At 62.3% G+C, this 14,494-nt stretch carries 12 protein-coding genes; 5 read left to right on the forward strand and 7 right to left on the reverse strand.

Annotated elements, in window-relative coordinates:
- The first annotated feature begins 31 nt into the window (after positions 1-31).
- Entirely contained in the window at positions 32-2,977 is a 2,946-nt protein-coding gene (locus QRN70_RS25255) for an HD domain-containing phosphohydrolase (RefSeq protein ID WP_285420593.1), read from the forward strand.
- On the opposite strand, the gene msrC is transcribed toward QRN70_RS25255, so the two are convergent.
- Positions 2,978-3,460: a free L-methionine (R)-S-oxide reductase MsrC gene (gene msrC, locus QRN70_RS25260; RefSeq protein ID WP_285420594.1), complete on the reverse strand. Its 483-nt coding sequence runs from the start codon at positions 3,458-3,460 to the stop codon at positions 2,978-2,980.
- Positions 3,457-4,347 (reverse strand): ATP-binding protein, encoded by an 891-nt coding sequence (locus tag QRN70_RS25265; protein ID WP_285420595.1) that lies wholly within the window; start codon positions 4,345-4,347, stop codon positions 3,457-3,459. Before QRN70_RS25265 ends, msrC begins: the two co-directional genes overlap by 4 nt.
- A 166-nt stretch (positions 4,348-4,513) precedes the next feature.
- On the opposite strand from QRN70_RS25265, the gene QRN70_RS25270 reads away from it, so the two are divergent.
- Positions 4,514-6,835, forward strand: coding sequence for a hybrid sensor histidine kinase/response regulator (locus QRN70_RS25270; protein ID WP_285420596.1), 2,322 nt, complete (start codon positions 4,514-4,516; stop codon positions 6,833-6,835).
- Here QRN70_RS25270 and QRN70_RS25275 read toward each other — a convergent pair.
- The 3 genes from QRN70_RS25275 to msrB all read right to left on the reverse strand — a co-directional run bounded on the left by QRN70_RS25275 (position 6,819) and on the right by msrB (position 8,282).
- Positions 6,819-7,280: a MarR family winged helix-turn-helix transcriptional regulator gene (locus QRN70_RS25275; protein ID WP_285420597.1), complete on the reverse strand. Its 462-nt coding sequence runs from the start codon at positions 7,278-7,280 to the stop codon at positions 6,819-6,821. The genes QRN70_RS25270 and QRN70_RS25275 overlap by 17 nt on opposite strands.
- The gene (locus tag QRN70_RS25280; protein ID WP_285420598.1) at positions 7,277-7,762 is read right to left on the reverse strand and encodes a glutathione peroxidase; all 486 of its coding nucleotides are present in this window, start codon (positions 7,760-7,762) and stop codon (positions 7,277-7,279) included. Before QRN70_RS25280 ends, QRN70_RS25275 begins: the two co-directional genes overlap by 4 nt.
- Before the next feature lie 124 nt (positions 7,763-7,886).
- On the reverse strand, positions 7,887-8,282 hold the full coding sequence (msrB, locus tag QRN70_RS25285) for a peptide-methionine (R)-S-oxide reductase MsrB (RefSeq protein ID WP_285420599.1): 396 nt from the start codon (positions 8,280-8,282) through the stop codon (positions 7,887-7,889).
- 224 nt (positions 8,283-8,506) lie between these two features.
- Here msrB and QRN70_RS25290 point away from each other — a divergent pair, with 224 nt between their 5' ends.
- Positions 8,507-9,718 (forward strand): pyridoxal phosphate-dependent aminotransferase, encoded by a 1,212-nt coding sequence (locus QRN70_RS25290; RefSeq protein WP_103304753.1) that lies wholly within the window; start codon positions 8,507-8,509, stop codon positions 9,716-9,718.
- Positions 9,719-10,023: 305 nt separating this feature from the next.
- Entirely contained in the window at positions 10,024-10,911 is an 888-nt protein-coding gene (htpX, locus tag QRN70_RS25295) for a protease HtpX (RefSeq protein ID WP_217830802.1), read from the forward strand.
- A 199-nt stretch (positions 10,912-11,110) separates the two neighbouring features.
- Here htpX and QRN70_RS25300 read toward each other — a convergent pair whose 3' ends face one another.
- Positions 11,111-11,758: a thiopurine S-methyltransferase gene (locus tag QRN70_RS25300; protein WP_285420763.1), complete on the reverse strand. Its 648-nt coding sequence runs from the start codon at positions 11,756-11,758 to the stop codon at positions 11,111-11,113.
- Positions 11,759-11,860: 102 nt separating this feature from the next.
- Here QRN70_RS25300 and QRN70_RS25305 point away from each other — a divergent pair, with 102 nt between their 5' ends.
- Positions 11,861-12,628, forward strand: coding sequence for a DODA-type extradiol aromatic ring-opening family dioxygenase (locus QRN70_RS25305; RefSeq protein ID WP_285420600.1), 768 nt, complete (start codon positions 11,861-11,863; stop codon positions 12,626-12,628).
- 77 nt (positions 12,629-12,705) lie between these two features.
- On the opposite strand, the gene QRN70_RS25310 is transcribed toward QRN70_RS25305, so the two are convergent.
- Positions 12,706-14,379, reverse strand: coding sequence for a DEAD/DEAH box helicase (locus QRN70_RS25310; RefSeq protein ID WP_285420601.1), 1,674 nt, complete (start codon positions 14,377-14,379; stop codon positions 12,706-12,708).
- Positions 14,380-14,494 lie beyond the last annotated feature (115 nt).

Genomic DNA, 14,494 nt, shown 5'->3' on the forward strand with positions numbered 1-14,494 from the left:
GCAGTGCGTTAACCCCCATGGAGAGACCGTGATGCCCAGCCCACTGCGCCCGGAACAACGCCGGTTCCCGCTGCACGTGCACATCAGCGTGATGTTCACGTTTCTGCTGTTGCTGACCGGGGTGGTGCTGGGGCTGTTCAATTATCGGCAGACCACCCAGATCATCCTCGCCAGCAGTGAAAAACTGTTCGAGCGCATCGAGCAGGACGTGCGCCTCGACCTGCAAGCCACCTATGAGCCGATCCGCCACTTGCTGAGCCTGCTGGCGACCAACCCGGACACTCAGGCAACCGCGCTGGCCCAGCGCCTGGCGCTGCTCAAGCCGTTCAGCCAGGCACTCGCCGACAACCCCGACCTGGCCTCGCTCTACGTCGGCTACGCCAACGGCGATTTCTTCATGGTGCGACCGCTGCGCACCAACGCCCTCAAAGCCCTGCTCAAGGCACCCGACACGGCGGCCTATCAGGTGTGGAGCATCGAGCATGACAGCAGCGGCGAGGCGCACTCGCAGTCGGTGTTTTTCGATCAGGCCCTGACGCGCATCGGCCAGCGGGACACCCCCGACGACAGCTACGACCCGCGCCAGCGTGCCTGGTACATCAACGCCCGGCAGCAGAGCGGGCAGATCACCACCGAGCCCTACGTGTTTTTCTCCACCCACAACGTCGGTACCACCCTCGCCCGGCGCAGCGACGACAACACCGTGATCGGTGCCGACCTGACCCTGGAAACCCTGTCGGCGACGCTGACCAAGCACGTGGTGACGCCCTCCACGGAAATCGTCCTGTTCGATGCCGACGGCAACGCGGTGGCTTACCCCGACAGCAGCCGCCTGATCGTCGACGACCGCACCGCGCGTCTGGCCAGGGCCGCGGACCTCAGTCCCGTCCTGCATGCGCTGCTGACCGCCGGGCATCAGGGCAATCGCCTGAACGCCGCGCAACGCCAATGGATCGTTGCCCGCAGCACCTTGCCGGAGGGGGGCCCGCAAGGCTTGCAGATGGCGCTGCTGGTACCCGAGGACGAACTGCTGGTCGACGCCTACCGCCTGCGCTGGCAAGGGGCGCTGATTACCCTGGCGACCCTGCTGCTGTGCCTGCCGCTGGGCTGGCTGATTTCACGGATTCTGGTCAAGCCGTTGCACGCGTTGGTCAAAGAGGCCGACGCGATTCGCAGTTTCGATTTCAACTTCCCGGTCACCCGCCGTTCGCCGGTTCTGGAGGTCGATCAGCTGAGCCTGTCGATGGCCCGGATGAAAGACACCCTGGCGAGCTTCTTCCGCATCACCGACAGCCTGACCGCCGAAACCCGGTTCGCCCCGCTGCTGCAACGGGTGCTGTTCGAAACGGTGCAGATCGCCCAGGCCCAGGCCGGTCTGATCTACCTGCGCGAGAGCGATGGCGACCGCATGGAGCCCTATGGTCTGGTGATCGATGGCCAGGCCCAGACCCTGGCCGCTTTCGACATTCAGGGACGCCATCTCGATGCCGCGCAGAGCCCGGACTGGTTCCGGCAACTGGCGAACAGCGACACCGTGGTCAACAACTTCGGCTTCGAGCAGGCCGCGGACTTGCAGAAAGTACTGCTGGCCATGGCGTCGCCGCGGGTGCACCTGATCGGCATCCGCCTGCGCAACCGCCACAATGAAACCGTCGGCCTGCTGATCCTGCTGATCAGCGACAGCGGTGCCGCAATGGATCTGGAAAAACTGCGCCCGGATCGCATCGCGTTCCTGCAGGCAGTGTCCGGCGCGGCAGCCGTGAGCATCGAAAGCCAGCGCCTGCAAGCCAAGCAGAAACAACTGCTGGATGCGTTCATTCAGTTGCTTGCCGGCGCCATCGACGCCAAGAGCCCGTACACCGGCGGACATTGCCAGCGGGTGCCGGAACTGACCCTGATGCTCGCCCATGCCGCAGCCGCCAGTCAGGAACCGGCGTTCCGTGCCTATCAGCCCAACGAGGATGAATGGGAGGCCCTGCACATCGCCGCGTGGCTGCATGATTGCGGCAAGGTCACCACGCCGGAATATGTCGTCGACAAGGCCACCAAACTGGAAACCCTCAACGACCGCATCCACGAAATCCGCACGCGCTTCGAAGTGCTCAAGCGCGATGCCTGGATCAGTTACTGGCAGGGTCTGGCCATGGGCGGCGATGCCGCACAACTGGCCACCTTGCGCGAAACCACCCTGGCCGGGCTGGACGATGAATTCGCCTTTGTCGCGCGCTGCAATCTGGGTACGGAAGCCATGGCCGAGGCCGACCTGCAACGCCTGGAGCAGATCGCCCAACGGCGCTGGACGCGCACCCTGGACGATCGCCTGGGGGTGTCATGGGAGGAAAACCGCCGCCAGGCGCGCACGCCGGCGCCCACCTTGCCGGTCAGTGAAACGCTGCTCGCCGACAAGCCCGAGCACCTGTTCGAACGCGCCGACAGCGAGCTGATTCCACCGGACAATCCATGGGGGTTCAAGCTCGATGTGCCGCGCTACAAATACAACCGCGGCGAACTGTACAACCTGAGCATCAGCCGCGGCACCCTGACCCGCGAGGAACGCTACATCATCAATCACCACATGGTGCAGACGATCCTCATGCTCAGCCACCTGCCCTTCCCCGGGCACCTGAACAACGTCGCGGAAATCGCCGGCGGCCATCACGAAAAGATGGACGGCAGCGGTTACCCGAAACGCCTGAAACGCGAGGAGATGAGTCTGCCGGCAAGAATGATGGCGATCGCCGATATCTTCGAAGCGCTGACCGCGGCCGATCGCCCCTACAAGAAGGCCAAGAGCCTCAGCGAAGCGCTGGGGATCATGGCCACCATGTGCCGCGAGGCGCATATCGATGCCGAGCTGTTCGGCCTGTTCATCAACGACGGCGTTTACCTGGAGTACGCCCGGCGCTTCCTCGATCCGCGGCAGATCGATGCCGTCGACCCTGCCGGCCTGCTGCGCAAGGCCGGCCTGACGGCGTGATCAGCAGTCGGTCAGGCGCAGGAAGATCGCCGCCAGTTGCTCGATACCGGCCTGATCCTCGGTGGTGAAGCGCGCCAGTTTCGGGCTGTCGAGGTCGAGCACGCCGATCAGGCGGCCGTCCTTGACCAACGGCACCACCAGTTCACTGTTCGACGCACTGTCGCACGCGATGTGACCGGGGAAGGCATGAACGTCTTCGACCCGTTGCGTTTGCAGGCTGGCAGCCGCCGCGCCGCAGACCCCACGGCCGAAGGGAATGCGCACACAGGCAATCTGCCCCTGGAACGGGCCGAGCACCAGTTCTTCCTGGCGATTGAGGTAAAAACCGGCCCAGTTGAGGTCGTCCAGCTGGTTGAACAGAAACGCCGAAAACTGTGCGGCGTTGGCGATGAAATCGCGCTCGTCCGCCAGCAGCGACTCCAGTTGCGCGGCCAACATGCCATAGCCTTCGAGGCCCTGGCCGCTCTGTTGCAAATCAATCATGCCTTGTGCTCCAACAATTTCAGTCCCACCCAGTAACGGGCGAATTGGTACGCGCAACGTCCGTTGCGGTTGCCGCGGCCGGTAGCCCAGCGCACGGCGAGAATGTCCAGTGCTTCGTCGCGCTGCCAGGTCAGGTTGGCCTTGGCGGCCAACTGGCCGATCCAGTGCTCGACGACATTGAGAAAGTGTTCCTGGGTAAACGGATAGAACGACAGCCACAGGCCGAAGCGATCCGACAGGGCGATCTTGTCTTCCACCGCTTCGCTGGGGTGCAGCTCGCCGTCGACGCGCTTCCAGTTTTCGTTGTCGCTTTCCTTCTCCGGCACCAGGTGGCGACGGTTCGAGGTGGCGTACAGCAGGACGTTGTCCGGGGCCTGTTCCAGCGAGCCGTCGAGCACGCTTTTCAGCACGCGGTAATCACCTTCGCCGGATTCGAACGACAGGTCATCGCAAAACAGCACGAAGCGCTGCGGCAGCTTGGCGATCTGCTCCACCACCCGGGGCAGGTCGGCGAGGTGATCGCGCTCGATCTCGATCAGGCGCAGGCCGGCCTTGGCGTGCTCGGCGAGCAAGGCGCGTACCAGCGACGACTTGCCGGTACCGCGCGAACCCCAGAGCAGCGCATGGTTGGCCGGCATGCCGTCGAGAAACTGCTGGGTATTGCGGCCCAGTTGCTCGAGTTGCCGGTCGACACCGATCAGGTCCGACAGGCGCATGTCGAGGCTGACTTCCAGCGGCAGCAGGTAACCGCTGCGACCGTCCCGCTGCCAGCGCGCAGCGAGGCAACTGTTCCAGTCGATGACCGGGCGAGGCGCCGGCAGCAATGGCTCGATTCGCGCCAGAACCGACTCGGCGCGTTCAAGAAAAGCATTCAATCGGGAATCCACGTCTTTTCCTCGGGCACGTTCACAGAGATGATGGCGGTACAGCGCCGAAACACAGACTTCAACAGCCGCCCCGGCCGTTGTTACAAGGCGATTCGGGAAGCACGGTATCCATACGTGATCGACTATGCTTGAGCAGCGAAGGGAAACGGAAGTGGTTCAACACCCCATGGATATCAAATTCACCCACCGGCTGTCTTACAAGCAAGCCCGGCTGACCGTGCTTGTCGGCTTCATTCTGGGCACGCTGCTCAGCCTGCTGCAAATCGGCATCGATTATGCCAGCGAAGACGCCTCCATCAACCGTGAAATCCTGTCTTTGCTGGAAATCAGCCACAATCCCGCTTCGCGTATCGCCTACAACATCGACGCCGAACTGGCGCAGGAACTGACCCTCGGCCTGCTGCGCTCGCCGGCGATCATTTCCGCCCAACTGACCGACAACAACGAAACCGTCCTGGCCAGCGTCAAGCGCCCCGAGCTGCAAAGCGGCTATCGGGTGATCAGCGACTTCCTGTTCGGCGCCAAACGTCGCTTCGAAGACCGCCTCTATCTCGATCACCTGCCCAGCGAATCCCTCGGCAGCCTGAGCCTGGAAGTCGACACTTACGCATTCGGCAGCCGTTTCCTGCGCCGCGCCGAAGTCACCCTGCTCAATGGCTTTGCGCGCAGCCTGATTCTCACCGGAATCCTCCTGGCGCTGTTCTACGTGATGCTGACCAAACCACTGGTGCGGGTCATTCGCGAGCTCAGCGGCCGCGATCCGCGCAGCGCCGAGCCGACCACCCTGGAATGCCCGGCCGGGCACGCCAACGATGAAATCGGCGTGCTGGTGAAAGTCGCCAACCAGCAGTTCGACAATATCGCCACGGAAATCCAGCAACGACGCAACGCGGAAAACCGCCTGACCGACTACCTCGGGCAACTGGAAAACATCGTTTCGGCACGCACCGCCGAGCTCAAGGCCATCAACGCCCGCCTCAGCCAGTCCAACCAGGAACTGGAAGTGGCGCGCAGCACGGCGTTGGACATGGCCGAGGCGCGCTCGGCATTCCTTGCCAACATGAGCCACGAGATTCGTACGCCGCTCAACGGCCTGCTGGGGATGATCGCGCTGTCGCTGGACGGCCCGCTGAACGCCGAGCAGCAACAACAGCTGTCGATCGCCCACGACTCGGGCAAGGTGCTGGTGGAACTGCTCAACGATATTCTCGACCTGTCGAAATTCGATGCCGGGCAACTCGAGCTCGAGCACATCCCGTTCGACCTCGGCGCGTTGATCGAAGACACCGCCAACCTGCTGTCGCAGAACGCGGCGCCGAGTGTCGAGCTGACCTGCCTGATCGACCCGCATTTCCCGGCGCTGGTGCTCGGCGACCCGACCCGGGTGCGGCAGATCGTCAGCAACCTGTTGTCCAACGCCCTGAAATTCACCCGCTTCGGCCGTGTCGATGTGCGTCTTTCGACATCTGCCGAGGGTGTGCGCATCGAGGTCTGCGACACCGGCATCGGCATTGCCCAGGAAGCCCAGGTGAAGATCTTCCAGCCGTTTACCCAGGCCGGTGCCGGCATCACTCGCCAGTACGGCGGCACCGGCCTGGGGCTGGCGCTGACCTACAACCTGTGCGAAGCCATGCAGGGCCGGCTGACGATCAGCTCCGAAGCCGGTTTCGGCAGCCAGTTCTGCGCCGAACTGCCGCTACCCTGCCACACCCGCGCCGTGACCCCGCCAGCACTGGCGGGCAAGGTACTGGCGATCACTGCCGCCAGCAGTGGCCTGGCGGAACTGCTCAACAGCCTGCTGACGGTCTGGGGCCTGGATTATGAGCAACGGACCATCGATGACTCGTTGCTGGGGCTGGCGCCGGATGTGCTGATCACCGATTGCCCGGAATGCCTGTTCGGCTTGCGCCCGACGATCAGCGCACCGGTTTTGCTGGTGACCGCCTACGGCAGTTTCATGCCCAGCGAGGAAGCCGCGGCCCTGGCGCCGCTGCAGCAACAGGCCCGGCCATTGGCGCGCAATGCGCTGTATCAGAACCTGCGACGGATTCTCCAGCCGGATATCACCACCCTCGACAGCGCACGCCTCGAGGCGCCGCCGTCCCAACGACGTGGTCGCGTGCTGCTGGTGGAGGACAACCCGGTCAACCAGTTGGTGGCCAAAGGCATGCTCGGCAAACTCGGCTGCGACGTGGTCGTGGCGGCGCACGGCGCGGAAGCGCTCGACCAGCTGGAACACGACACCTTCGATCTGGTGCTGATGGACTGCAATATGCCGGTGATGGATGGCTATGAAGCGAGCCGGCAGATCCGCCAGAGCGGGCGCTGGCCACATCTGCCGATCGTCGCCCTGACCGCCAACGCCATGTCCGAGGAACGCGAACGCTGCCGCGCGGCGGGCATGAGCGACTACCTGGCCAAGCCGTTCCGGCGTGAAGAGCTGGCCGCCCTGCTCGATCAATGGATTGCGCCTAAGACGTCGCCTTGATCTGCCCAAGCAGGTAATCCAGGCCCTCGCGCAATGCCTCCAGGCGCTGCAGATCCACCGTGCTGTCGCAAAGCAACCGGGCTTTGAGCGGCCCGACCTGCTCGCGCAGGCCCTGGCCCTCGGCGGTCAGACTCAGGTGAACCTCGCGCTCGTCCCGGGCCGAGCGCTGACGCTGCACCAGTTGCAGTTGCTCCAGGCGCTTGAGCAACGGCGTCAGCGTCCCCGAATCCAGCGCCAGACGCTCGCCGAGGGCCTTGACCGTCGGCTGCTGCGGAGCGTTCTCCTGCCATTCCCACAACACCAGCATCGCCAGGTATTGCGGGTAGGTCAGGCCGAGCTGATCGAGCATCGGCTTGTAGGCACGGATCACCGCACGCGAGGCGGCATACAGCTTGAAGCACAACTGGCTGTCGAGCTTCAGCGAATCGGCTGACAGAACGTTCATTTCAACAGGGCTTCGATCTCACGGCTCAAGTCCTGCGGCTTGGTGGCCGGAGCGAAGCGCTTGACCAACTGACCGTCCTTACCGATCAGGAACTTGGTGAAGTTCCACTTGATGCCTTGGGAGCCCAGCACGCCCGGGGCGCGCTGCTTCAACTGGGCGAACAGCGGATGGGCGCCGGCACCGTTGACTTCGATTTTCTTGAACAGCGGGAAGCTGACGCCGTAGTTCAGTTCGCAGAACTCACTGATCGCGCCTTCGTTGCCCGGCTCCTGCTTGCCGAACTGATTGCACGGGAACCCGAGCACGACCAGGCCCTGGTCCTTGTAGGTCTGCCACAGCTCCTCAAGACCTTTGTATTGCGGGGTGAAACCGCACTTGCTGGCGGTGTTGACCACCAGCAACGCTTTGCCCGCGAAATCGGCGAGGGTCTTTTGCTCACCCTTGATGGTGGTGCACGGAATGTTCAGCAGGTTGTCGCTCATGGTGCGCACTCGAAAAATGGCTAAGGCGCAAAAATAGCGAGCAATTGAATTGTGTGCAATTTAAATATCGAAAAAACCGACGACGGGAGCCGCCATGGATTCGGCAGCTCCCGTGCCTGCCGGATTACTCGCGCGGCTCGAGGTTCAGGCACACCGAGTTGATGCAGTAGCGCAGCCCGGTCGGTGGCGGACCATCGGGAAACACATGCCCCAGGTGCGCATCGCAGCGCGCGCACTTCACTTCGGTGCGAATCATGCCGTGGCTGGTGTCGCGGATCTCGGTCATCGCGCTCTCGCCGATCGGCGCGTAAAAACTCGGCCAGCCGCAGCCGGAATCGAACTTGGTGGTGGAGTCGAACAGGGGTTCGTTGCAGCACACGCAGTGATAGACGCCATCCGTCTTGGTGGCGTTGTATTTACCGGAGAACGGTCGCTCGGTGGCACTGAGACGGCACACGTTGTATTGCTCGGGGTCGAGCATCGCACGCCATTCGTCCAGGGACTTTTCTATCTTTTCCATCATCACACCTCAGCGGCTGAAAAAGCCCGATCTGTACCTTTTCCACGGATCGGGTGGCACGTATGATTGCGCCTCGTCATACGCCAGTCTGGCAGCGGGGCCCGGCGCATTCAAACGGATTCTGGGAACCGCCGTCCACGACCATCGCCTGTGTAAAGACGCAGGATTCCCAGCACGGTTGTCCATCCGCCGCCTGGATCGTTCATTTTCGGGATCACATTGCCATGCAGTTCAGCAAATCGAACAAGCTCGCCAACGTCTGCTACGACATTCGCGGCCCGGTGCTCAAGCACGCCAAACGCCTGGAAGAGGAAGGCCAGCGCATCCTCAAGCTGAACATCGGCAACCCGGCGCCGTTTGGTTTCGAAGCGCCGGACGAAATTCTCCAGGATGTGATCCGCAACCTGCCCACCGCCCAGGGCTACAGCGACTCCAAAGGCCTGTTCAGCGCGCGCAAGGCGGTGATGCAGTACTACCAGCAGAAAAACGTCGAAGGTGTCGGCATCGAAGACATCTACCTGGGTAACGGTGTCTCCGAGCTGATCGTGATGTCGCTGCAGGCGCTGCTCAACAACGGCGACGAAGTGCTGGTGCCGGCCCCGGACTATCCGCTGTGGACTGCCGCCGTCAGCCTGGCCGGTGGCAACGCGGTGCATTACCTGTGCGACGAAGGTGCCGACTGGTTCCCGGACCTGGCCGACATCAAGGCCAAGATCACCCCAAACACCAAGGCCATGGTGATCATCAACCCGAACAACCCGACCGGCGCGGTGTATTCGAAGGAAGTCTTGCTGGGCATGCTCGAGCTGGCGCGCCAGCACAACCTGGTGGTGTTCTCCGACGAGATCTACGACAAGATCCTCTACGACGATGCCGTGCACATCTGCACCGCCTCGCTGGCACCCGACCTGTTGTGCCTGACCTTCAACGGCCTGTCCAAGTCCTATCGCGTGGCCGGTTTCCGTTCCGGCTGGATCGCCATTTCCGGGCCGAAACACAACGCCCAGAGCTACATCGAAGGCATCGACATGCTGGCCAACATGCGCCTGTGTGCCAACGTGCCGAGCCAGCACGCAATCCAGACCGCGCTGGGCGGCTACCAGAGCATCAACGACCTGGTGCTGCCGCAGGGCCGTCTGCTGGAGCAGCGCAACCGCACCTGGGAGCTGCTCAACGACATTCCCGGCGTCAGCTGCGTGAAGCCGATGGGGGCGCTGTACGCGTTCCCGAAAATCGACCCGAAAGTCTGCCCGATCCACAACGACGAGAAATTCGTCCTCGACCTGCTGCTCTCCGAGAAGCTGCTGGTGGTGCAAGGCACGGCGTTCAACTGGCCGTGGCCGGATCACTTCCGCGTCGTCACCCTGCCCCGCGTCGATGACCTGGAAATGGCCATCGGCCGCATCGGCAACTTCCTCAAATCCTATCGCCAGTAACCGGCCATCAGTGCGCAACGGCCCGAACGTTGCGCACTGTCTGATTCAGCAACACTTCTGCCCGCCCCGCCTTCATCGACCTTCTACACTTGCGACTCGTACCGGCCATGTGGTCCCGGCGTAATGGCTACGGGGTGGCCGCTGAGGATCGTGGCTGTCAGCGCGGGCGGTGGGAAATGCCCTGCATGCCAGGGATTTCGCTGTAGGACACAGTTTGAAATAGTCACCCGGTTGAATAGCCCGGTGCCGCACCTTATATACCCCGCAGTACGCTACATCTTTAGCTTGAGGAGATTTCTACAACCATGATGCGCATCCTGCTGTTTTTGGCCACTAACCTGGCGGTCGTGCTGATAGCCAGCATCACCCTGAGCCTGTTCGGCTTCAACGGGTTCATGGCGGCCAACGGGGTTGATCTCAACCTCAGTCAGCTGCTGGTTTTCTGTGCGGTCTTTGGTTTTGCCGGTTCGCTGTTCTCGCTGTTCATCTCCAAGTGGATGGCGAAGATGAGCACCAGCACCCAGATCATCAGCCAACCGCGCACCCGTCACGAACAATGGCTGTTGCAGACTGTCGAGCAACTGTCCCGCGAAGCCGGGATCAAGATGCCCGAAGTCGGGATCTTCCCGGCCTACGAGGCCAACGCGTTCGCCACCGGCTGGAACAAGAACGACGCGCTGGTCGCGGTCAGCCAAGGCCTGCTCGAGCGTTTCTCGCCGGACGAAGTGAAAGCCGTACTGGCTCACGAAATCGGCCACGTGGCCAACGGTGACATGGTCACCCTGGCGCTGATCCAGGGCGTAGTGAACACCTTCGTGATGTTCTTCGCGCGGATCATCGGCAACTTTGTCGACAAGGTGATCTTCAAGAACGAAGAAGGCCAGGGTATTGCCTACTACGTGGCGACGATTTTCGCCGAACTGGTGCTGGGTATCCTGGCCAGCGCGATCGTCATGTGGTTCTCGCGCAAACGCGAGTTCCGCGCCGACGACGCCGGTGCTCGCCTGGCCGGCACCGCCGCGATGATCGGTGCGCTGCAACGCCTGCGCGCCGAACAGGGCCTGCCGGTGCACATGCCGGACACCCTGAATGCCTTCGGCATCAACGGTGGCATCAAGCAGGGCTTCGCCCGCATGTTCATGAGCCACCCGCCGCTGGAAGAGCGTATCGACGCCCTGCGTCGTCGCGGTTGATCCGACCGGCGTAACAAATAAAAAGGCCCGCAGCAATGCGGGCCTTTTTTGCTGCCTGGATTTAATCGGCTGTTGCCGATGCCCATCGCTGGCACGCCAGCTCCCACGAAATCTCGGGTGTCTTGAGATTCCCTAAACACCACTGATCACTGCAGGAGCAGGCTTGCCAGCGCTAAGATCGGTACCAGCAAAAGACAATCTATCGGCTGCAAACACGGTAAACCCGCTCCTCAAGCCGCGTCACGCCTGCCTGCAGAAACTTCCAGCTGTCGCCCAGTACGTCCTGTTCCTCCAGCACCTGCATTTGCCAGACATCGCCGAGCAAGCGCTGCACTTCCTCATCCGCCACCGCAAAAGGTGGTCCCGGCATCTGCGCCTGGTCGTAATCCAGTGTAATCAGCAGCCCCTGCACACCCTGCGCAAGGATCTGTTGAAGATGCGCCGCATAGCGTTCACGCATCGGTGCTGGCAAGGCGATCAACGCGGCGCGATCGTAGAGTGCAGTGCAATCGGCGACATCGTCGGCAGTCAGCGCAAAGAAGTCACCGCACCACAGTTCTATGGCATCACCGCGATAGACCTTGAACGCGCCTTTCGAGCTGATCTGCGGTTGCACCTGATGCTCATTGAAAAAGTCCTCGACAGCCTTTTCCGACAGTTCCACCCCGAGCACCTGATGACCGCGTCCGGCCAGCCACGACAAATCCAGACTTTTCCCACACAAAGGCACGAGCACGCGCGCCGTCGCCGGTGCCGCCCAGTGTCGCTGCAAATATGGATTCACCTCCGGCAGGTGAAAACCGATCTGGTTCGCCGCCCACTTCTTGTGCCAAAACTCAGGCTGCATAGATAACCTCAAAAATTCGATCAAAAAGCGTTAAAACTTATATTAGATTTAGATCAATGATCTGACTGAAGATGGGCCATCTTACCGCTCAGGAACCCATCCATGTTTCCCAGCCTGTTCATCTCCCACGGCTCGCCGATGCTGGCGCTGGAGCCCGGTGCCAGCGGCCCGGCGCTGCAGCGGCTGGCGGCCGAGCTGCCCCGGCCCAAAGCCATCGTCATCGTGTCCGCCCACTGGGAAAGCCATGAGCTGCTGGTCAGCAGCCACGCGCAGCCGGAAACCTGGCACGATTTCGGTGGTTTTCCCCGTGCGCTGTTCGAAGTGCAATACCCGGCACCGGGCGATCCGCAACTGGCGGCCGACGTCGCCGCCCTGCTGACCGCCGCGCATCTGCCGGCACGCCTGGATCCGCAGCGCCCGTTTGATCACGGCGTTTGGGTGCCGCTGTCGCTGATGTACCCGCAAGCCGATATCCCGGTGGTTCAGGTGTCGCTGCCCAGCCGTGGCGGGCCGGCCCTGCAGACCCGAGTCGGCGAAGCGCTGACCGGTCTGCACGATCAGGGCATCCTGCTGATCGGCTCCGGCAGCATCACCCATAACCTGCGCGAACTGGACTGGCACGCCGGCCCGGAAAGCGTCGAGCCGTGGGCCAAGGCCTTTCGCGACTGGATGATCGACAAGCTCGCTGCCGACGATGAAGCCGCACTGCACGATTACCGCCAGCAAGCGCCGAACGCCGTGCGCAGTCATCCGAGTGATGAACATCTGTTGCCGTTGTATTTTGCCCGCGGTGCCGGCGGTGAGTTCAGCGTGGCGCACCAGGGCTTCACCATGGGTGCACTTGGCATGGACATCTATCGTTTCGGTTGAAACGCACAAGACAGACAAAAAAAATCCCCGAACCAGTCGGGGATTTTTTATGTTCGATCAATCAGCCCGAGGGCGGATCAATCTTCGCGGTAGCGACGCAGTTTCAGCTGCTTGCCAGCGACGCGAGTGTCCTTGAGCTTGGTCAGGAGTTTGTCCAGACCATCTTCCGGCAGTTCGACGAGGCTGAAGCTGTCACGCACCTGGATGCGACCGATCGCTTCACGGGCCAGGCCACCTTCGTTGAGGATGGCGCCCAGCAGGTTCTTGGCGGCGATACCGTCACGCGCGCCCAGCGCGGTACGGCAACGGGCACGACCTTCGCCCAGAGGCATCGGTGCGCGACGCTCGCGGTCACCACGCTCAGGACGATCACCGGAGCGCTCGGGACGGTCGCCACGCGGTGCGTTGTTCGGCACCAGTGGACGCTCCTTCTCGATCGCTGCCAGGTTCAGCGCCTGACCGTTGGTAGCCTTGCGCAGCAGGGCTGCAGCCAGGGCACGCGGCGAGCAACCGATGTCGGCGGTCAGACGATCGAGCAGATCGCCGTGAGTCGCTTCGGCATCAGCCACCAGCGGCGACAGGCTGTTGGTCAGTTTCTTGATGCGCGCATCGAGAACGGCCTGGGCGTCCGGCAGACGCACTTCGGCAACCTTCTGACCGGTCACACGCTCGATCACCTGCAGCATGCGGCGCTCACGCGGCGTCACCAGCAGCAGCGCGCGGCCTTCGCGACCGGCACGGCCGGTACGGCCGATACGGTGCACGTAGGATTCCGGATCGTACGGCATGTCCACGTTGAACACGTGGGTGATGCGCGGTACGTCCAGACCACGGGCGGCAACGTCGGTCGCGACAACGATGTCCAGACGGCCATCCTTGAGCGAGTCGATGACGCGCTCACGCTGGTTCTGGGCGATGTCACCGTTCAACGCAGCGGCTTTGTAGCCTTTGGCGTCGAGGGCACTGGCCAGATCCAGGGTCGCTTGCTTGGTGCGTACGAACATGATCAGCGCGTCGAAATCTTCCACTTCCAGCAAGCTGAGAACGGCCGAAGTCTTCTGGTCAGCGTGAACCAACAGGTGAGCCTGTTCGATCGCGGTAACGGTCTGGGTCTTGCTCTGGATTTTCACGTGCTTCGGGTCGCGCAGGTGGCGCTCGGCGATGGCACGGATCGACTGCGGCAGGGTCGCCGAGAACAGTACGGTCTGACGGGATTCCGGCATGGCCTTGAAGATCACTTCGAGGTCGTCCATGAAGCCCAGTTTGAGCATTTCGTCCGCTTCGTCGAGAACCAGGTGGTTCACGGTGGCGAGGACTTTTTCGTCGCGACGCAGGTGGTCGCACAGACGGCCCGGGGTAGCGACAACGATCTGTGCGCCATTCCGGATTGCTTTCAGTTGTGGGCCCATCGGCGCGCCGCCGTAGACAGCCACAACAGTTACGCCCGGCATTTGCTTGGCGTAGGTTTCGAAAGCGGTTGCAACTTGCAGCGCCAACTCACGGGTTGGGGCCAGGATCAGAGCTTGCGGCTCGCGCTTGGACGGATCAATGCGGTGCAGGATAGGCAGGGCAAAGGCAGCGGTTTTACCGGTACCGGTTTGCGCCTGACCAATCATATCGTGACCGGCGAGGATGATCGGGATCGACTGCTGCTGAATGGCCGAAGGCTCTTCATAGCCGGTAGCGACTACTGCAGCGACAATATTGGGATGAAGTTCAAGAGCGGCGAAGCCGCCGATTTCCTGGGTCATGGGTCTGCCTCTAAGTGCATCCGCAAAGACCCATGCTCCAAAGCTGCACATGCCGTGTTGAGACTCAAGAGTCGCCCTGGCAGCTTTGTCGGCGGGGATTTGCGAAAACGAATGA

The sequence above is a fragment of the Pseudomonas sp. efr-133-TYG-5 genome, assembly GCF_030209175.1.
Taxonomy (GTDB): domain Bacteria; phylum Pseudomonadota; class Gammaproteobacteria; order Pseudomonadales; family Pseudomonadaceae; genus Aquipseudomonas.